This is a genomic window from Nonlabens sp., from assembly GCF_965657255.1.
Taxonomy (GTDB): domain Bacteria; phylum Bacteroidota; class Bacteroidia; order Flavobacteriales; family Flavobacteriaceae; genus Nonlabens.
Map to the genome: position 1 here is coordinate 229,264 of NZ_CBFHNM010000002.1, position 19,620 is coordinate 248,883.

Genomic DNA, 19,620 nt, shown 5'->3' on the forward strand with positions numbered 1-19,620 from the left:
CATAAAAAATACCCATTAATGGGTATAAAAATAAGCCAGGCTACATTTAGCATAAAGACCTCTATTTTTATCAAAAAATATCTTCCAGTATATATTCGTATTTTATAATCATTCATTATAATCAACCTCTTAATAAGCGATGAAGATATTTGTATTATGAACGATAATAACGTAATTGAAATGCGTATGATAAGCCTTTCATTAACTTTCTAACAAGGCAAAAAGCTACTACCTTTGAAACATGAACTGGAAACCAACTCTTAAAGACTTCAGTATCTACTTACAACTAGAACGAGGTTTATCTCTCAACACTATAAAAGCCTATAGGAGAGATTTAAATAAACTGGTTTTATGGCTAGAGCAAAATGAGATGAAAGATGCACCGGTATCTATTTCACAAGATACCTTGCGCAGGTACGTTTATGAACTGGCAAAAACCGTACAACCTAGATCACAGGCTAGAGCTATAAGTAGTTTAAAAGCCTTCTTTGAGTATCTTATTTTAGAACGCTATAGAGAAGATCAACCCATGACACTTATTGAAGCTCCTAAAATAGGCCGTAAACTTCCAGATACTTTAAGTACCAAAGAAATCGACTCGCTTATAAATAGCATAGATCGATCTACTCCAGAAGGAGAGCGCAATCGTGCTATGTTAGAAACTTTGTATGCCTGTGGCTTGAGAGTAAGCGAGTTGATCACTCTCAAAATAAGCGATTTATTCTTCAATGAAGGCTTTCTTAAAGTAACTGGTAAAGGCGATAAACAACGCTTTGTTCCCATAGGTGACTACACTATCAAAATTATTGAATTGTATAAAAATGAAGTACGTATTCATGTGCCAGTTCAGCCTAATCATACAGACACCTTATTTTTAAACAGACGTGGCGCTGGACTAACTAGGGCAATGATTTTTCACATTATAAAAGAACAGGCTATCAAAGCTGGGATTCAAAAAACCATAAGTCCACATACATTTAGACACAGTTTTGCCACCCATCTTTTAGAAAATGGTGCAGACTTAAGATCTATACAAATGATGTTAGGTCACGAGAGCATCACCACTACAGAAATTTATATGCATGTAGATCGCGCACACCTTTCTAAGGTTATCAATAAGCACCATCCTAGAGCTTAAAGTAGCATATTTATTTTCAATCTACTTCTTTATTCGTAATTGATGCTTCTTACTCATTGCCAGTTATTAAAGTTTTGGTAAAGTAGAAGTGGTTTTTTGGTATGCGCTTTCGCGAAAGCTAACTTTATAAAAAACAAAAACGAATTTATGAAAACTCTAAAATTTAGAAACGGTGATCAAATGGACGCTATAGGCCTAGGAACCTGGAAATCAAAACCTGGAGAGGTTAAGGAAGCCATAATTACAGCGCTAGAGTCAGGATACAAACATATTGATTGCGCTTCTGTTTATGGGAATGAAAAAGAAATAGGAGAAGCATTTAATGAAGTATTTTCAAAAGGTAAAATAAAACGTGAAGATGTATGGATTACTTCAAAACTTTGGAATAATGCGCATTTAAAAAATGATGTTGCCCCTGCATTAGATAAAACTCTAAATGACTTACAATTAGATTACCTTGATCTATATTTAGTACACTGGCCAGTAGCGTTTCAACCAGATGTTCAACACCCAGAAAAGCCAGAAGACTATTTATCGCCTAAAGAAGCACCTATTGAAGATACCTGGAAGGCAATGGTAGATCTTAAAAAAGCAGGAAAAACAAAACACATAGGTGTATCTAACTTTTCTACTAAAAAATTAGACGATTTGCTTTCTAAAACGGACGAAGTTCCAGAAATGAATCAAGTAGAATTACATCCATTATTGCAACAAAATGAACTTTTTGAATATTGCTCTAACAAAGGTATTCATTTGACCGGCTATTCTCCACTAGGAAGCGGTGACCGCAGTGAAGGAATGAAACAAGAGAATGAGCCTAATATGCTGGAAAATGAGACTATAAAATCTATAGCATCAAAGCATGATGCAAGCCCAGGACAAGTATTAATCAACTGGAGTGCACATCGTGGAACAGCTGTAATTCCTAAGTCTACAAATGAAGGACGTATCAAGGAAAATCTTGCGGCCGCTGCTGTAAATTTTGATGAAGAAGATTTAAAGCAGCTAGCAGCTATGGATCAACATTATCGTTACGTAACTGGTAAATTTTTTGAGGTACCAGAAAAAGGTTATGATAACATTTATGATGAGTAATATACTAGCTAATGGGTATAAATAATTTAAAAAAAACTCCAATTCACTTTGTTTGAACTGGAGGTTTTTTGATTTACAAATTTTGTGTTGTAAAGAGAATAAAAAAACTCGATAACTATTTAGCTATCGAGTTTTCGCATCAATTTTTAATAATTAATTACTTAGCAATATTTACCGCTCTAGTTTCTCGTATTACCGTTACTTTAACTTGACCTGGATAAGTCATATCCGTCTGAATTTTTTGAGAAATTTCAAATGATAGTTGTGCAGCACGGTCGTCATTGATTTGCTCGCTTTCTACCATTACTCTTAATTCACGTCCCGCTTGAATCGCATAGGCTTTCTCCACTCCTTTGAATCCGAATGCTATATCTTCCAGGTCTTTTAATCTTTGAATATAAGAATCTAGTACTTGTCTCCTTGCTCCTGGACGTGCACCACTTATGGCATCACACACCTGTATAATAGGGGAAAGTAATGAGGTCATTTCTATTTCATCATGATGAGCTCCTATTGCGTTGCAAACCTCTGGTTTTTCACCGTGCTTTTCAGCAAGCTTCATACCTAGGATTGCGTGAGGCGTTTCATCATCTTCTTCAGGAACTTTTCCTATATCATGAAGAAGTCCTGCTCTTTTAGCTAATTTTGAATTGAGACCAAGTTCTGCAGCCATGGTACCACATAGTTTTGCTACTTCTCTACTGTGTTGTAATAAATTCTGACCATAAGAAGAACGGTATTTCATGCGACCTACCATCTTGATTAATTCTGGATGCAATCCGTGAATCCCTAAATCAATTACTGTACGTTTTCCAACCTCAGCAATTTCTTGATCGATTTGTTTTCTCGTTTTTGCAACTACTTCTTCAATACGTGCTGGATGGATACGACCATCAGTAACTAATTTATGTAATGATAAACGTGCTACTTCTCTACGAACACTATCAAAACAAGATAGAATAATAGCATCTGGAGTATCATCAACAATAATTTCTACACCAGTTGCTGCTTCTATCGCTCTAATATTACGTCCTTCACGTCCTATAATACGACCTTTAACATCATCACTTTCTAGGTTAAAAACAGACACACAGTTTTCCACTGCTTCTTCAGTTCCTATACGTTGTATCGTATTTATAATGACCTTTCTAGCCTCTTGAGTCGCTGTAAGCTTTGCTTCTTCAATGGTCGTCTGTATGATTCCCATTGCCTCTGTTTTTGCTTTATCCTTTAACGTCTCTACCAGTTGCTTTTTTGCATCTTCTCCAGACATGCCACTTATAACCTCTAGTTGTTTAACTTGAGATTCATGTAGCTTCTCTACTTCTTCCATGCGCTTGTAAACAGATTCTCGTTTACCTTCTACATCTTTAAGTTTGCTCTCTAGAGATTGAGTTAATTTTTTATTCTTTGCAAGTTCATTAGAAACGGTGGATTCTTTTTCCTTGGTTCGTTTCTCTGCATCTTTCATTTTTTGTTCTCTAGACATGATTTCCTTCTCATGTTTAGATTTCAATTCCATGAATTTCTCTTTTCCTCTGAAGAGTTTTTCACTTGAGATTTTTTCTCCTTTTATTTCAGCGTCCTTTATTATAGAGTCAGCTTCTTTACGTTTTGCTTCTAGCTCTTTATTGATAGCGTCTGCCTCTTTTTTTGCAGCAGCAATAAGAGCAGATGCTTTGCCTTTTTCTACTATTGATTTTGCTATGAAGAAGCCTATTGCAAGGCCTACTATCAGCGCCACGATGGCGTAAATTATTATATCGGTCATTGATTTTTGGGTATAAAAAAACCTGCACAAGTTTGGGTTTTGTATGAACTCCTTAAATATAAGTTTAAGGTTAACTGGCTGATCAAGGATCCGGTTCTTAAGTCCGGCTTGCTTTTACAACCACGACTCACCTTTTTTAAAGAAATACGTGTTGAGTTCACCAAAAAATGAAACAAGTGCAGGTAGTAATTGTTTGTATTAAAAGAACGTTATGATAGCTGTTTATCCAGTAACAGGTTAAGAACTTTTAATTGTTCTTTTGCTTGTTCCACATCTACACTATCATCTATAACTATTTGCTCAGACTTTGCTGCAAATTGCAAAGCACACATCGCGAGAAGATCTTGTTTATCTCTTACCGCATAACTTTGTTCCAGCTGCTTAATCATGGCTTCTATACTTTTTGCTGCTTTACGCAAACCTTCTTCACGAGAAGGATCGATAGTTAGAGGATAAACTCTATCAGCTACTGATATTTTAATTTTTAGTTTATCCACCACTTTTAAGCCAATTGTGCAATACACTGATCGATTTCCCTAATCAGTGAATTTATTTTGAGCTTTGTTTTTGTTTTATATTCATCACTACCTAACATCGCATTAGCGGTTTTAAGCGCCACATTTCTATCTTCACTCTCCTTAAACGAATTAATAAGCGCGTTATTTGCTTTTTCAAGTTCATAAATGCGTTGATCCTTATCACCCATCTGAGCCTTTAATCTATTATTCTCAGATATTAAAGTCTTGATCTTTAGTTCAATTTCAGAAATCTGAGAAGATAATGTAGGCATACTCACTAATTAAATGCTATACTTACAAATTTAAGATTACCTGCAGACAAATCAAATATTTATGGAACAAAGTTTGAAAAGCTTTTATTAATCAAACTTCTCACTTTATATTTATCTCATGATTAGACACTTCTTCTGTTTTCTAGCACTATTTTTATTGATGTCTCGCTTTGGCGTAAGCCAAACTATTAAAAACCTTCCTCAAGATTATTTTGTAAATCCTCTGGATATAGATCTTAAATTAAGCGGCACTTTTGGCGAATTAAGATCTAATCATTTTCATAGCGGTCTAGATATCAAAACCAATCAGCGTACAGGCGCTACAGTCCATGCGGCGGCTTCTGGTTATGTAAGCCGTATAAAAATTGAGCGCTACGGATATGGAAAAGCTCTTTACATTACACATCCTAACGGTTATACGACTGTTTATGCGCATTTGAAAAAATTCTCACCTCGCATAGAAAGTTATTTGAAGAAAAAACAATATGAAAAAGAAAGTTATGCCATACAACTGTTTCCTAGTGATCTAGATTTGAGAGTTGATCAAAGTGAAGTGGTTGCTTACAGCGGTAATTCTGGTGGTAGCGGTGGACCGCATTTACATTTTGAAATAAGAGACAGCGCTGCAAGACCTATCAACCCAATGATGATGGGGATTGAAATACCAGACACTAAAAGACCACTGGTTAAACAAATAAAAGCATATCCTTTAAATGAGACGTCCACCATTGATGGAAAGAATGAAGCAAAACTTTTAAGGTTGATTCCTCTAAAGGGTGGAAAGTTTAAAGTAGCACCGTTTAGCGCCTATGGAGATATAGGAATAGGTGTGAATACTAGCGATCAACAAAACGGTGGTCCTAACCAAAATGGAACTTTTCATATGGAAACTTTCTTTAACGGAACTAAAAACTTTGAAATGACCTTTGATCGATATGCATTTGATGAGTCCAGACATATCAATCAAATGATAGATTATGAACACTTTAAAAATACCAAAAGTCGTATTTCTAGATTATATATTCCGAATGACAGCCCTTTAAGCCTTTATGAAGATCATATAAATAAAGGTGTTTTACAATTATATGAAGCTGGGACAACACACGCCTATCGCATTGTTATCGAAGACTATAAGCAAAATGATGTAGAAATTAATTTGAGTATTACAAATGAAGAAGCACCAGATTCAATTCCGTTTCCAAAAGACAATCATTTAACATTTGTGGATCACAACATGACTTATAATAAGCAAAGCGGTCCATACTCATTAATGATTCCTAAAGGCGCATTATATCAAAGTGCGTTTCTCGATATCGAGCAAAGTGCAGACACCTTAAAGGTACATAAGGATATCATACCTCTACATAAAAATATGATCATCAGTTATGATGCTAGCGCAAAGAAAGATGACAACCTAAAACAATATTACATAGGACGAGTAACTTCCTGGGGCGCCGTTTATCATGTCAATACTAGAAGAAAGGGAAACATTTTAAGTGCCGCAACTCGAACTTTGGGAACTTATGCTATTAGCAAAGATGACTTACCTCCTACTATTAAGCCGCTTAATTTTAAGAACAAACAGTGGATTACTAAAAATAAAACTATAAAATTAAAAGTGGCCGATAAAGACACTGGTATAGATGGCTACCGCGCAACCGTGAATGGGAAATTCATTTTACTAGAATACGATTATAAAACTGGGATACTCACACACGATTTTGACGATGGAATCGTTACAGATACAGAAAATGAGCTGAAAGTGATCGTGACCGATAATGTGGGAAATAGCACTACATTTGAAGCTACATTTTTTCGTAAAAGCTAAACCGACAATTTGAAGAATTTTTTACTAGTATTCGCACTTTTTGCAACAAGTTTAATTTATGCTCAAAAAGCAACCATTCAAGGAATTATTCTTGATGAAAATAATGAACCTATCGCAAATGTGAGCGTAAAAATCGTAGGTACAACAACAGGAACCGCAAGTGATGAAACTGGTTTTTACAGGTTAATTGTACCAGCAAATCAGAAAATCACTATAGTTTTTAGTTCTATTTCATTTAAATCTGCTACTCAAGATTTTGAACTGGATGGAAAAGCACCATTTGAGTTTAATCCTGTTCTAAAGACAGATATTGAGCAAATGGGAACGGTTACTATAGATAACACTAGAACTAAAGAGTTTGCAGGAGTAACTAATATAGACCCAACAGTAGTAAGAGCTATTCCAGGTGTACAACCTGGTGTGGAGAATCTACTAAAATCACTTCCCGGCGTTTCTTCAAATAATGAGTTGAGCACTCAATATGCTGTACGTGGTGGTAATTTTGACGAAAATCTAGTCTATATTAATGAGATAGAGGTTTACCGGCCTTTTCTTATACGCAGTGGACAACAAGAAGGTTTGAGTATTGTGAATTCTGATTTAACTCGTAGTGTGGATTTTAGCGCTGGTGGTTTTCAATCTAAATATGGAGATAAATTAAGTTCTGTTTTAGATATCGATTACCGTCGTCCTACAGAATTTGGCGCAGGAGTAGACGCAAGCTTTTTAGGTGTTAACGCATTTGTAGAAGGTACCGCTTTCGCGAAAGCGGCAACAGGAATTTTAGGCGTGCGATATAGAAACAATAGTCTATTTGTAAATTCTAGAGAAACAGAGGCTATTACGAGACCAGTTTTTATAGATGCCCAGACCTATTTAACCTATCAAGTCAGCTCAAAATTTGAATTAAGCTTTTTAGGAAATATAGCTATCAACAGCTATGAATTTGAACCCCTAAGGTCACAGACTAACTTTGGAACCGTAAATGACGCGCAAGCCCTAGTTATTGATTACGACGGTGGAGAAGATGATCAATATGAAACTTATTTTGGGGCTGTAAAAGCAAGCTATGACGTGAATGAGCATTTGAACTTAAGGTTCTTTTCAAGTATTTACCACACCAAAGAACAAGAGCATTTTGATATTTTAGGCCGCTATAGAATAGGTAGACCCAACACAAATATAGGTGGTGATGACCTAGGTGAAGTAGATTTTACACGTGCTATAGGAAGTGAACTTGATCATGGACGTAATGATCTGGACGCATTAATTGTAAGCCTGGAACATAAGGGAACTTTAGAAGTTAATAGTGATAAAAAAGAAAACGACCAGCTGGATTGGGGTGTGAAATTCAATTCTGAAGACATAAGAGATCGCTTGAGAGAATACACCGTTATAGACAGCGCTGGTTTTAATGTAAGACCGCCATCTGTTCCTGCAAATGATCAACCTTATTTTTCTTATACCGCTCCGCTTGAGTCATTTGAATCTGTAAGTGCAGACAATGATGTACAAGTCACAAGATTGCAAGCTTTTGCTCAATACAGTAGTCGCGGTTACCTAGGCGATCATGAAGTGTATTGGAACGCAGGTGTCCGTTCACATACCTGGAATGTAAGCGGTGCTGGAATTGAGAGCACAACGCAAACGGTCTTTTCACCACGTGGACAGGTAGCCATGAAACCTGACTGGAACAACACCAACATGCTTTTTAGATTTTCCACAGGCTTGTATTATCAACCACCGGTTTATCGAGAATTGAGAGATCAACAGGGAATGGTAATCCCTAATGTAAAAGCACAAAAATCTGTTCATTTTGTCTTGGGTAACGATTGGAGTTTTAACTGGAATACAAATGATGGGAGAAAAAGACCCTTCAAATTAACCACTGAAGCTTATTACAAGGATCTTACTGATGTGAATACTTACACGCTTGAAAATGTAAGAATACGTTATCGAGCAAATAACAATGCAACCGCTTATGCATATGGATTTGAGGCGCGTCTTGCTGGAGAGTTTGTGAAAGGAACAGAGAGCTGGATATCTTTAGGATATCTCAAAACAGAGGAAAACCTAGATGGTCGTGGCTTTATTGCCAGACCTACAGACCAACGATTGAAAGTAGCTTTTCTGTTTCAAGATTACGTCCCTAACATACCTAATTTGAAGGCTTACATCAACATGGTTTACAGCTCTGGACTTCCTGGTGGATCACCTAGTTTTGCAGATCCTTATGATTTTCAGTTTAGATTAAATGATTATTTTAGATCTGACCTAGGTGTGCAATTTGTATTAGTAGATGATAAGAAAAAAGCAAAGGAAGGTAGCTGGTTGGCAGATTTTGAAGAGCTTTCCATAGGAGCACAAATCTTCAATATTTTTGATCGTCAAAATCAAATATCTAACCTATGGGTAAGAGATGTCGCTTCTAGCGCACAATTTGCAGTGCCAGTGAGGTTAACGCCGCGTGTATTTAATTTGAGGTTGATTGCTAAGTTGTAGATGATTTTTAATGTAAAATTAAACTACAACATGCAGAATCAGATGAGACATTTTCTATTATATCTATTACTATCATCTTGCTTTGTGATTTCTTGTAAATCAAATAGTAATCATTCAAAAGAAATTGTCACAACAGCAAACACAACAGAAATTACAAATCGCTTTCCGTCACCTTTAGGTTTCGTTTCTGATTTCGAGCAAATTTTTAGTCTAGAGCAACGTCTTGAGCTTGAAAAAACTCTAAAAAACTATGAAAAGGAGAGTGAAAGAGAGCTTGCTATCGTTACCGTAAATTCAATTGAGACTTACCTTGACATGGCTTCTTACAGTATGGATTTAGCGAATGAATGGGGAATTGGAAAAGCTGATAAAGACAACGGACTATTAATACTAATAAGTTCGTCATTAAGAGAAGTACGCATTTCCACCGGATATGGAACAGAGAAAAAACTGACAGACAAAATTTGTAAAGAAATTATTGATCAAACCATAATACCTCAGTTTAAAAACGAGCGGTATTTTGAAGGTGTCCAATCTGGTTTATCAGAATTGATCAAAAATTAGATTAACAATATTTCAATAAAATTAAGCGCTGCTCTAGAATAACAAGTAATTTTTATTAATTTATACTCTGCATATATTCCTTCAACACACCAACCACGTAATTCAACTCTTCTTTTGTGTTATAAATAGAGAAGCTAAAACGCAAACTTGGTTTATTTAAGTCTTCTTCTGTAAGAACACTAGTTAAAACATGAGAGCCTTTTTGAGAACCGCTCTGACAGGCACTACCTCTAGAGCAAGCAATTCCTTTTAAATCCATGGTAAATAAAAGCATCGCAGCTTTATCTGCTGGACATGGTAAACACACGTTTAATAAAGTATACGTACTATTATCGTGATCACTGCAATTCCCATTAAACTTCACACCTGGTACATGTTCCTCAAGCTGATCTTTAAAATAATTCTTTAAATCAAGAACATAGGCACGATCTTCTATAAGATTCTCATAAGCCATTTTTAAAGCTAGATCCATACCTACAATATTGTGCACACTTTCTGTTCCGGCTCTTATTCCTCTCTCTTGAGAACCACCTAATATCAATGGTTTTAATCCAGTTCCTTTTCTAATGAATGCAAAACCTACGCCTTTAGGTCCATGAAATTTATGTGCAGATACTGCAGTAAAGTCTACAGGTAATTTTTGCAAATCCATTTCATAATGACCTATAGATTGCACACAATCGCTATGAAATAAAGCGCCGTATTTTTTACACAATTCTCCTACTCGATCTATGTCTAATTTATTACCTATCTCATTATTGATGTGCATTAAAGAAACAAGAGTTTTTTTATCACTGGTAGAAAGTAATTGTTCTAAATCGATATAATTAGGCGTACCGCAATCTCTCAATTTTACATGAGCAACCTCAGTACCGTATTTTTCTGCACAGTAATCAACGATGTAAATGACAGCATGATGTTCTATGGATGTTGTGATGATACGTTCTACGCCTAGATCACGAACACAACTATGAATGGCTAAATTATCTGCTTCTGTACCACCAGAAGTGAAAATAATCTCGGCAGCGGTAACATTTAATTGTGCTGCGATATTTTTACGAGCATTTTCTATCAAAGATTTTGCACTGCGACCATAACTATGAGTAGAACTAGGGTTACCATGCACTTCTTTCATTACCTCGGTCATTTTATCAATAACTTCTGGTCTCATTTGTGTAGTTGCGGCGCTATCTAAATAAACTTGTCTCATGTTACAAAAATAAATGATTTACAATAAAAATTACACTTTAACGCTTTAATATGATTGCCTACTTTTGTTATTATGAAAAAACTACTTTACCTTATTTTCCCTATAGTTTTTATAGGCTGTGATGATGGCGATATTATCACGAACGATTTTGATTTTGAAGATGCGGCGGTAGAACTATGTCCTACCACACCAATCATTGGACAACAAAATGATTATGTATTTTACAAAAATGAAGACGATAATTTTGAAACACTAGCTCTTCAAATTAGGACTTCTGATGATATTTTAAATGAAATAGCAGAGCACGGAAGTCTTGTAATAAGTTCAACTAGTTTTAATTCTTTTGAGTACCGTAAACTGGACGCAGCACCAGGCAACGATTACTACTGTAACGATATTCCTTCTAGCTCTCCAAGAGTCATCGAAGTATTTGAAGCTACTGGAGGAGAAATTAGAATAAATACTGTTATACGAACAGATGATGATGGAGATGGAGTACCTTCAAGTGAAGAAGGAGCCATATTTGTAGATGGTGTGATCGATAGAGATGCGACAAATCATCGAGATACAGATCTAGATGGTATTCCCGATTACTTAGACAGTGATGATGATGGAGATAACGTGCCCACAAAGGAAGAAGGAAGAACCTTAAGTAGTCAAGGAGTGATTGTAGGACCTAGTTTAACCACCAATACCGATGGAGATGATTTTCTTGATTACCTTGATAACGATGATGACGGCGATGGGGTTTTAACAATAAACGAAGATGTTAATGGAAACTTCAATCCACTCGACGACACGATAGATATCTCAACTATACTACCTAATTATTTGGTAAACAATCCTAGTCATACTGCTGTTGTCCCACCTATTGAAACGTATATAGAACACGAGATTCAAAGAACTTTACAGGTTTCTATAACCATAAATAATCTATTGTTAACTAATGGATCAGAAGAAATTGCTTTTGAAACCTATAATTTTGGTGATTATATTCTAAGTGCACAAAGGTTAACTTGTACACCTATATTTAATAATTCTGATGAATGTATATTTCAGTAGCACCTCTTCCATATTTCTGATAATCGGCATCATAAAACTTTAATTGCTCATAGCGTTGAAAGAGAAATTTCAATTCTTCTTTGAGCACACCTTGCCCTACTCCATGAATGAAAACCAATTTTGGAACTCTATTTTCAATGGCCCATTCAATTTTATATCTAGCCGTATCTAATTGAATATTGAGTTTATCGTAAGCATCCATACCACTCTCAGATTTGACTAACCGGTGAATATGTAAATCGATTTCAATTGCAGGAATAAACGCTGCTTTTTTTCTAGAAACTTGACGTGTTTTAGATTTCTTAATTTTAGGCTCTTCTTTGATAACCACACGAGAAACATTGAAAGATTCGTCTAATATTAACTCGCTAGAATTGTATGTAATTTCTATACCGTCGTCAGAAATGATGGTTATTTGTTCCGCTTTCGCGAAAGCTACCACACCACCAAATTCATCGTCTAGCACCAGTACTCGATCTCCTTTTTTAAACTGAGACATAACTTATTCTTCTTCCTCAGAAAGGTGGTCATCTTTATGCGCAACCCAATGATTACTTGCTCTATAGGCGCCAAACATAATCATTATAAGACCTAAAACCTTAAAATAGACATTAGTATCATCAAATATCAATGAATACAATAAGAAAATGGCACCTATAAATATTAAAAATCCGTTTAAAAGTTGCTTACTATTGTTCTTTATCGACATTTTGTATATTTAATCTAATTATATGTGCAAAGTAGATAACTTCCATAAAAGAATTGAATTTTAGCCTCTTAAAATTCTATTTTTGTGCTACCAAATGTGGTATTATGAAAAAAGGTTTACATCTATTTTTATTTGTTTTTGCCTGTCAAATGGCAATGGCACAACTTAATGTAATAGGAGATAACTTTATTTATTCTAAAGGAACGGATATTTTTGTAAAGCAAGAGATTAATTTACAAGCCGCGGACTCTAAAGTTTTCCTTAGAGAAGAAGCTCAATTAATGCAAGATGACAATGTGCAAAATACTGGGGCTGGATTTATCTCATTATTTCAAGAAGGAACATCTAACGAATTCACTTATAATTACTGGTCTGCACCAGTAAGCGACGCATCTACTGGAACAAATGGTAACGTAGGTTTCAAAAACACACAAATCAGCTATCCAACGGTAGACTTAAGTTTACCTACTCCACCTACTTCAACAGATTTAACTACAACAAATGGTAACGTAGTTATGTTGCCTGTAAACGAAAATAATGGCATCTCTGATGATGCTAATATAGGCGGTAGTGCTTTGCGAATAGCAGGAAGATGGCTGTACACTTTCGATAGTGGAGGAAACATTATCTCTGGAAACGCCTATTCTGGCTGGTCACGGTTTAATAGCACAACAGATGTTGCTAGAACAGGTTATGGTTTTACAATGAAAGGTGTAAGAGAAATCTCTGGTGGATCACTTAATTACAACGGTGGTCAACGTTATGATTTTAGAGGAAGAGCTAATAATGGAACTATACAAGTAGGAGTAGGTGATGATAATGGAACTCTTGCAGGTAATCCTTATCCTAGTGCATTAGACTTAAAAAGATTTCTAGAAGTAAACTCACCTACAACGGGAACACGTAGAATAGATCCGTGGGTAGAGTTTTGGGAATCTCAAGTGGAAACAGACCATAATTTAGTTTCATATCTAGGAGGTTATGCACGTTACGTGCCTCTAGGTTTTAGTCAAACAGCTGGTGTTTATGATAATAACGGAACGTATTTAGAACCTATTTTTAGAAGAACAGATAATGATGGAAACATTATAACAAGCTCTGCACAACTTGCTGGCGGTGGCACAGCAACTGGACCTCCTGGAGATCAAACCTCTTTTGGTGCAAATGACATCGATGGCAAACGAAGATATGCAGCGATAGGACAAGGATTCTTTATTTCCAGAACAAATACGACTGTTCCATTAACGTCATCTTCTTTTTATCAAGAAGCGACACCTAATCTTAGCACAGGAACACCGTCACCAGTAGTAGCAGGAGACTATGCTACATTCAACAACTCTATGCGAGTTTTTCAAAGAGAAAACACGACAAGTTCTATCTTTAAATCAGCAGTTAACCCTTCAGGTTCAGGAAGTGCAGTCACTAGACAAATCCCTAAAATGACTATCAATGTTGTACCTGGTGGACTGTATGCAAGACCTTTAAAATTGATCTTTAGCAACAATACAACCCAAGAATATGATTACGCATGGGAATCACCAGTTTCTGGAAGAGTACCAACAGATGCTTACATTAAAATTGGTGCAAATGGAGAATACGGTTTGTCTTCGCAAGCTTTTGACGAGAATATGACCATCCCATTAGGAGTTCAAGTAGCAACTACTTTTACCTCACCAATAGATGTTGAGTTTGAAATTGCTTCCATGATCAACTTTGACCCTGCAAATGTTTATCTTCATGATATTGAAACAGGCACCTATCACGATATAAAGTCAGGAAACAAAACACTACTTATAGCACCAGGACATTATAAAGACCGATTTGAAATAACTTTTAAGGATACTTCTGGAACATTGAGTAACGATTCTTTTGAACCAACTAATTTTGACGTGGTTCAAAATAATAGAAATAAAGAATTAACCGTACTCAATCCAGATTTACAAGATGTTGCAATTATTTCTTTATATGATCTTTCCGGAAGACAGATCTTTTCAACTAAACCAGAATCAACAAAAGATAGTTATAGTTTTGATACAGCAACTCTTTCTAACGCTATTTATATTGTAAAAATCACTACTTTTAGTGGAAATGAAAAATCTGTAAAAGTTAATATCTCTAATTAATATGACATTATTACTCATAGAGGATAGCTGGATGTTGCCGTGTATGAGTAAACAATTAACTGGAATGGACTGTCCTGGATGCGGAATCCAACGGTCCATTTCTTTTTTACTAGATGGTAAATTTATAGACTCTTTTTTAATGTATCCAGGACTGTATCCGGGATTATTTCTTTTCTTTTTCCTAATATTTGACTGGTTCAAAGACATCAAAAATGGTGAGCAAATTAAACTTTGGGCCACTATGATAACCATTGGAACAATTCTTAGCAGCTATTTGATTAAAATGGCTATTCACTAAAAAAATTGTAACATTGTTTCTAAAATTACAACTAACCTTTTAAACTAAATCAACTCTATTATGCAAAAATTAAACACTACTCTAGTCTATATTCTATCGATTGTTGGTATTATGTGTTGCTGGGTTTATGGCCTAGGTACAGTTGCTGCCATTATTGCTATAGTTATAGCGAGTAAAGAACTTAAAAAATACAATGCAAATCCAGAACAGTTTGTAAATGGACCAGCAATGAAAACTGCGAGAACAGTTTCTATTGTAGCATTATTTATTTCATTCATTGGACTAGCTCTTGTTATATATGCAGCTCTTAATGAATGTGCTTTTAACGAATGGATGTACACATGGTCTCTTGAAAATGGAGCGTCAGAAGAACAACTAGCTCCTATGTTAGAAGCTATGGAAGAAGCTGGTTGTAGGTAATATTTATTTACTATTCAATAAGGAAAAGCACGTGCTTTTCCTTATTTTTTTTAACAATTCATATAAAGTCATGCAAAAATTAAATACCACTTTAGTCTACATACTTTCCATAATAGGATTTATATGTTGCTGCTTTGGAATAGGATGGATCCCATCTTTAATAGGTCTTTTGGTCGCTAATTCTGAACTTAAAAAGGGAAAAAACAACACAGACCTATATGTTAATATCAATGCTATGAAAAGTGCAAAAGTTGTTGCTATTATAGCATTAGCTATATCATTGTTATTAGGACTATTTATTATTTACATTATCTATATGGTTTACAATTCGCCAGAATTTGCCTGTGAATTTTGGACCAAAATGGTAGAAGGTATGCAAGACAATCCTAGCGTAACTTCTGAACAACTTGAAATGTACATAGAATTGCGCGACAAAGCTTGTTCAAAGGCCTAAAGCTATCTGTTTTATTATTATTACTATTATATCAACATGTGAATTACTATTTTTTTGTATTGATAACACTACTTAAAAGTAATTTAGATATGATTTTAGATCTAGACATTGCGCCAAACGGTAAAAATCACAATAAAAGCAAAAACTCCTAGAACCACATATCTATTAATTATAATTCTTCTAAAACTAGTATCTCTTAAAGAAGGAATCCATTCAAAAACTCCTACTAATAAACCATAGGGCAATAAGAAGAAGAATAAAGAATTATAATCAAAAGCCTTTTCTAAATTTCCATTTAAGGCAGCATGAACAGCTCTTTGAGATCCACAACCTGGACAATCATATCCAGTTACGTACTTACTCGGACATTTGGGAAAAAAAGCAGATTCTTCTGGGTTATAATTTTTAAACACAAAAATTGCGGTACCCATTACTATCAGAGCACCGCAAATAAGAATAATTTTATAATAGATCTTAATCATTAAAATCCACCATCTGCAATAGCAGCAAGAACACCTGTGAACATGAAAATTATAACTAGGGCAAAGCCAGTTACGGCTGCCGCAATCACCCAATTCTTTGCAGTGTTACTAGCTTTTATAGCTCCTTGAAAATCACCTACTCTATGTTTACTCTCTACCTGAGAACTATAAATTATCGCAATAATTCCAAAGATCTGACAACATAAAATCGTAACAATTATCGATTCTGCCAGCCATGTTTTAGGCGGCGGATTATAATTATTAGGATTATTTCCTGAATTAAATTGCTGTGTATATTGAGGTTGATTTTGCTGCTCCATCTTATTCAAATTCTTTTAAAGTATTTATGATAATAGAAATACAATCATCTAATTGTTCTTTGTTCATTACAAGTGGTGGAGCAAATCTAATGATATTTCCATGTGTAGGTTTTGCAAGCAATCCATTATCTCGTAATCTTAAACAAATATTCCACGCCGTATCACTGTCCTCAGAATCATTTATAACTATAGCGTTCAATAACCCTTTACCTCTAACAAGGCTTACCGTATCAGTAGTCTCAATATATTTTTGAATCTCAGATCTAAAATAGTTTCCTAAAGAACGAGCATTTTGAATTAACTTTTCATCCTTAACTACTTCAAGAGCAGCCATTGCTACAGCTGCAGCAACAGGATTACCACCAAAGGTAGAGCCATGTTGACCTGGTTTAATGACATTCATTACTTCATTATCTGCAAGAACCGCACTCACTGGGTATGCACCACCAGAAAGAGCCTTTCCTAAAATAAGCATATCAGGACGCGCATAAGTAGCTTCTTGTCTTTCACAGTGTGCGTCACAAGTACAATTACCGCAAACAGCAAGTAATCCGCCAGTTCTTGCGATACCAGTTTGGATCTCATCTGCAATGAATAACGCATTATGCTTTTTACACAAATCACGAGACACTCTCATATAATCGTCATTAGGAGTGAAAACTCCTGCCTCACCTTGAATAGGCTCGATTAAGAAACCTGCAACATTTTCCTCTTGCAATGCTTTTTCAAGAGCTTCTGTATCATTATAAGGTATTTTGATAAAACCTGGAGTGTACGGTCCAAAGTTTTTCCGAGCACCTTCATCATTTGAAAAAGAAATAATGGTAGTCGTACGACCGTGAAAATTATTTTCGGCTACAATGATCTTTGCCTCATGCTCCTCTACTCCTTTTTTCTCATAGGCCCATTTACGTGCAATTTTAATAGCTGTTTCTACAGCTTCTGCACCAGTATTCATAGGGAGCACCTTATCAAAAGAAAAATATTCAGTCATATATTTTTCATATTGACCTAACTTATTATTATGAAATGCTCTTGAGGTAAGCGTTAAAGTTTGAGCTTGCTCATTCATCGCATTTACTATAGATGGATGACAGTGTCCTTGATTTACAGCACTATAAGCGCTCAAAAAGTCAAAATACTTTTTCCCATCTACATCCCAAACATAAACACCTTCTCCTTTTTCCAGTACTACAGGTAAGGGATGATAATTATGTGCTCCGTGCTTATCTTCTAAATCAATATAATGTTGTGCTTTGCTTTTAGTATCTACGCTCATTTCCGTGCTTTTATTCATTTGCCGCAATTTAATCAATTCAATTGCAGGATTAAAATATAAACCTTTAAGAATTTGCGAAAATCTATTTCACCTCATCACACAATAACACTAGTAATGTTCTCTAAAAAGGTGGATTTTAGTTAATTTTGAATCCTATGTCAAAAAGAAGAAGAAGAGCGCAAAAAACATTTCAAAATGTACCAGTAGTAGATGCTGGAGCGAGAGGTAAAAGTGTTGCAAAAACAGAAGAAGGAGAGGTTATCTTCTTAACAGATGCCGTTCCTGGTGATGTGGTAAACATTCAAACTTTTAAAAAAAAGAAGTCTTTTTATGAAGGTAAGGTTACTGAATTTATAGAATTAAGTGATCGCCGTGCACAGCCTGTTTGTAAGCATTTTAATACTTGTGGCGGCTGTAAATGGCAACATATGACTTATGAAAGTCAGTTGTATTTCAAACAAAAAGAAGTGGCAGAAAACCTGAAACGAATAGGTCACTTAGAGCTTCCAGAAATGACTCCTATTGCTGGGTCATCAAAGCAATATCACTACCGTAATAAGATGGAATTTAGCTTTTCTTCCAGCCGCTGGTTGACTTTGGAAGAAATACAAAGCGATATAGAAATTGAAGATAAAGATGCACTAGGTTTTCATATCCCAGGTATGTGGGATAAAATCTTGCACCTAGATGAATGCCATTTACATCCTCAAATAGGTGAAGATATTAGGTTGAGTGTGCACGCTTTCGCGAAAGCGGAAAACATTTCCTACTTCAATCCTAGAGAAAAATCTGGAACTTTGAGAACTTTAATGTTACGCATGTCTTCCACAGGAGAAAACATGGTGGTGATTCAATTCTATCAAGATAACGAGGCTCAAAGAGTGGCATTATTAAATCATTTAAAAGAATCTTTTCCACAAATTACATCTTTACAGTATATTATTAATGAGAAAGCAAATGACACAATTTATGATCAAGACGTAATTTGCTACCATGGTCGCGATCACATTTTTGAAGAAATGGAAGGTTTACAATTTAAAATCAATGCAAAATCTTTTTACCAGACCAATAGTAAACAAGCTTTTGAACTTTACAAAATAACTAGAGATTTTGCAAGATTAACTGGTGAAGAACTCGTTTACGACTTGTACACTGGAACTGGCACCATTGCTCAATTTGTAGCAAAAAAAGCAAAACATGTAGTAGGAATTGAAGCCATTCCTGTTGCTATAGAAGATGCAAAAACTAATGCCTTACACAATAGTATCGAGAACACGACATTTGTTGCAGGTGACATGAAAGATGTTTTTAATGAGGCTTTTATAAGTGAGCATGGACAACCAGATGTTGTTATCACAGATCCACCTAGAGATGGAATGCACAAAGATGTAGTCGCACAGTTGATACAATTAGGTGCTGAGCGCATCGTTTACGTAAGTTGTAACAGTGCAACACAAGCACGTGATCTTGCGTTACTAGATGAGAAATACACCATAATAAAAGTACAACCTGTAGATATGTTTCCACAAACGCATCATGTAGAGAATGTAGTTTTACTTGAATTGAGAAAATAAG

At 35.4% G+C, this 19,620-nt stretch carries 20 protein-coding genes and 1 other RNA gene; 11 read left to right on the forward strand and 10 right to left on the reverse strand.

Translation table 11 applies throughout. The features are described from left to right. The first annotated feature begins 241 nt into the window (after positions 1–241). Both xerD and ACTF54_RS03555 read left to right on the forward strand, forming a co-directional pair. Positions 242–1,138: a site-specific tyrosine recombinase XerD gene (gene xerD, locus ACTF54_RS03550; RefSeq protein ID WP_347195785.1), complete on the forward strand. Its 897-nt coding sequence runs from the start codon at positions 242–244 to the stop codon at positions 1,136–1,138. Between the two features lie 147 nt (positions 1,139–1,285). Further along, positions 1,286–2,233, forward strand: a complete 948-nt coding sequence (locus ACTF54_RS03555) for an aldo/keto reductase (RefSeq protein WP_347195784.1) — start codon at positions 1,286–1,288, stop codon at positions 2,231–2,233. A gap of 157 nt (positions 2,234–2,390) precedes the next feature. Here the strand turns inward: ACTF54_RS03555 and rny are convergent, their stop codons facing one another. The 4 genes from rny to ACTF54_RS03575 all read right to left on the reverse strand — a co-directional run bounded on the left by rny (position 2,391) and on the right by ACTF54_RS03575 (position 4,794). Further along, the gene (gene rny, locus ACTF54_RS03560) at positions 2,391–4,004 is read right to left on the reverse strand and encodes a ribonuclease Y (protein WP_347195783.1); all 1,614 of its coding nucleotides are present in this window, start codon (positions 4,002–4,004) and stop codon (positions 2,391–2,393) included. Positions 4,005–4,049: 45 nt separating this feature from the next. Continuing rightward, a non-coding RNA gene (gene ssrS, locus ACTF54_RS03565) (6S RNA) lies at positions 4,050–4,161 on the reverse strand. Positions 4,162–4,213: 52 nt separating this feature from the next. Beyond that, positions 4,214–4,504: a cell division protein ZapA gene (locus ACTF54_RS03570; protein WP_347195782.1), complete on the reverse strand. Its 291-nt coding sequence runs from the start codon at positions 4,502–4,504 to the stop codon at positions 4,214–4,216. 2 nt (positions 4,505–4,506) lie between these two features. After that, positions 4,507–4,794, reverse strand: coding sequence for a hypothetical protein (locus ACTF54_RS03575; protein ID WP_347195781.1), 288 nt, complete (start codon positions 4,792–4,794; stop codon positions 4,507–4,509). Between the two features lie 118 nt (positions 4,795–4,912). On the opposite strand from ACTF54_RS03575, the gene ACTF54_RS03580 reads away from it, so the two are divergent. The 3 genes from ACTF54_RS03580 to ACTF54_RS03590 are packed head-to-tail and all read left to right on the forward strand — an operon-like array spanning position 4,913 to position 9,688. Beyond that, entirely contained in the window at positions 4,913–6,622 is a 1,710-nt protein-coding gene (locus ACTF54_RS03580; RefSeq protein ID WP_438968775.1) for a M23 family metallopeptidase, read from the forward strand. A 9-nt stretch (positions 6,623–6,631) separates the two neighbouring features. Further along, complete coding sequence (locus ACTF54_RS03585) at positions 6,632–9,124, forward strand: TonB-dependent receptor (protein WP_438968776.1); 2,493 nt, start codon at positions 6,632–6,634, stop codon at positions 9,122–9,124. Then, entirely contained in the window at positions 9,125–9,688 is a 564-nt protein-coding gene (locus ACTF54_RS03590; protein ID WP_438968777.1) for a TPM domain-containing protein, read from the forward strand. A 55-nt stretch (positions 9,689–9,743) separates the two neighbouring features. Here ACTF54_RS03590 and ACTF54_RS03595 read toward each other — a convergent pair whose 3' ends face one another. Then, complete coding sequence (locus ACTF54_RS03595) at positions 9,744–10,898, reverse strand: cysteine desulfurase family protein (protein ID WP_347195777.1); 1,155 nt, start codon at positions 10,896–10,898, stop codon at positions 9,744–9,746. Positions 10,899–10,970: 72 nt separating this feature from the next. Between ACTF54_RS03595 and ACTF54_RS03600 the strand changes: the two genes are divergently transcribed. After that, positions 10,971–11,960: a hypothetical protein gene (locus ACTF54_RS03600; protein ID WP_347202040.1), complete on the forward strand. Its 990-nt coding sequence runs from the start codon at positions 10,971–10,973 to the stop codon at positions 11,958–11,960. On the opposite strand, the gene ACTF54_RS03605 is transcribed toward ACTF54_RS03600, so the two are convergent. Further along, positions 11,929–12,459, reverse strand: coding sequence for a Smr/MutS family protein (locus ACTF54_RS03605; protein WP_347195775.1), 531 nt, complete (start codon positions 12,457–12,459; stop codon positions 11,929–11,931). The genes ACTF54_RS03600 and ACTF54_RS03605 overlap by 32 nt on opposite strands. 3 nt (positions 12,460–12,462) lie before the next feature. Next, positions 12,463–12,669, reverse strand: a complete 207-nt coding sequence (locus ACTF54_RS03610) for a hypothetical protein (protein ID WP_347195774.1) — start codon at positions 12,667–12,669, stop codon at positions 12,463–12,465. 104 nt (positions 12,670–12,773) lie between these two features. Between ACTF54_RS03610 and ACTF54_RS03615 the strand changes: the two genes are divergently transcribed. The 4 genes from ACTF54_RS03615 (at position 12,774) to ACTF54_RS03630 (ending at position 15,964) form a co-directional block, all read left to right on the forward strand. Further along, complete coding sequence (locus ACTF54_RS03615) at positions 12,774–14,792, forward strand: T9SS type A sorting domain-containing protein (RefSeq protein ID WP_438968778.1); 2,019 nt, start codon at positions 12,774–12,776, stop codon at positions 14,790–14,792. 1 nt (position 14,793) lies between these two features. Continuing rightward, the gene (locus tag ACTF54_RS03620) at positions 14,794–15,090 is read left to right on the forward strand and encodes a DUF2752 domain-containing protein (protein WP_347195772.1); all 297 of its coding nucleotides are present in this window, start codon (positions 14,794–14,796) and stop codon (positions 15,088–15,090) included. A gap of 60 nt (positions 15,091–15,150) precedes the next feature. Further along, positions 15,151–15,510 carry a CCC motif membrane protein gene (locus ACTF54_RS03625; RefSeq protein ID WP_347195771.1) on the forward strand — a complete coding sequence of 120 codons (360 nt, stop codon included), beginning with the start codon at positions 15,151–15,153 and terminating at the stop codon, positions 15,508–15,510. 70 nt (positions 15,511–15,580) lie between these two features. After that, positions 15,581–15,964 carry a CCC motif membrane protein gene (locus ACTF54_RS03630; RefSeq protein ID WP_438968779.1) on the forward strand — a complete coding sequence of 128 codons (384 nt, stop codon included), beginning with the start codon at positions 15,581–15,583 and terminating at the stop codon, positions 15,962–15,964. A gap of 101 nt (positions 15,965–16,065) precedes the next feature. On the opposite strand, the gene ACTF54_RS03635 is transcribed toward ACTF54_RS03630, so the two are convergent. The 3 genes from ACTF54_RS03635 to rocD are packed head-to-tail and all read right to left on the reverse strand — an operon-like array spanning position 16,066 to position 18,063. After that, entirely contained in the window at positions 16,066–16,446 is a 381-nt protein-coding gene (locus tag ACTF54_RS03635) for a DUF2752 domain-containing protein (protein ID WP_347203138.1), read from the reverse strand. Continuing rightward, a complete protein-coding gene (locus ACTF54_RS03640) occupies positions 16,446–16,766 on the reverse strand; it encodes a CD225/dispanin family protein (RefSeq protein WP_347195768.1) in 321 nt (106 codons plus the stop codon). The genes ACTF54_RS03635 and ACTF54_RS03640 overlap by 1 nt, the downstream gene beginning before the upstream one ends. A 1-nt stretch (position 16,767) precedes the next feature. After that, positions 16,768–18,063, reverse strand: coding sequence for an ornithine--oxo-acid transaminase (rocD, locus tag ACTF54_RS03645; protein ID WP_347195767.1), 1,296 nt, complete (start codon positions 18,061–18,063; stop codon positions 16,768–16,770). A 137-nt stretch (positions 18,064–18,200) separates the two neighbouring features. Between rocD and rlmD the strand changes: the two genes are divergently transcribed. Next, complete coding sequence (rlmD, locus tag ACTF54_RS03650) at positions 18,201–19,619, forward strand: 23S rRNA (uracil(1939)-C(5))-methyltransferase RlmD (RefSeq protein WP_438968780.1); 1,419 nt, start codon at positions 18,201–18,203, stop codon at positions 19,617–19,619. The last annotated feature ends 1 nt before the right edge of the window (position 19,620 follow it).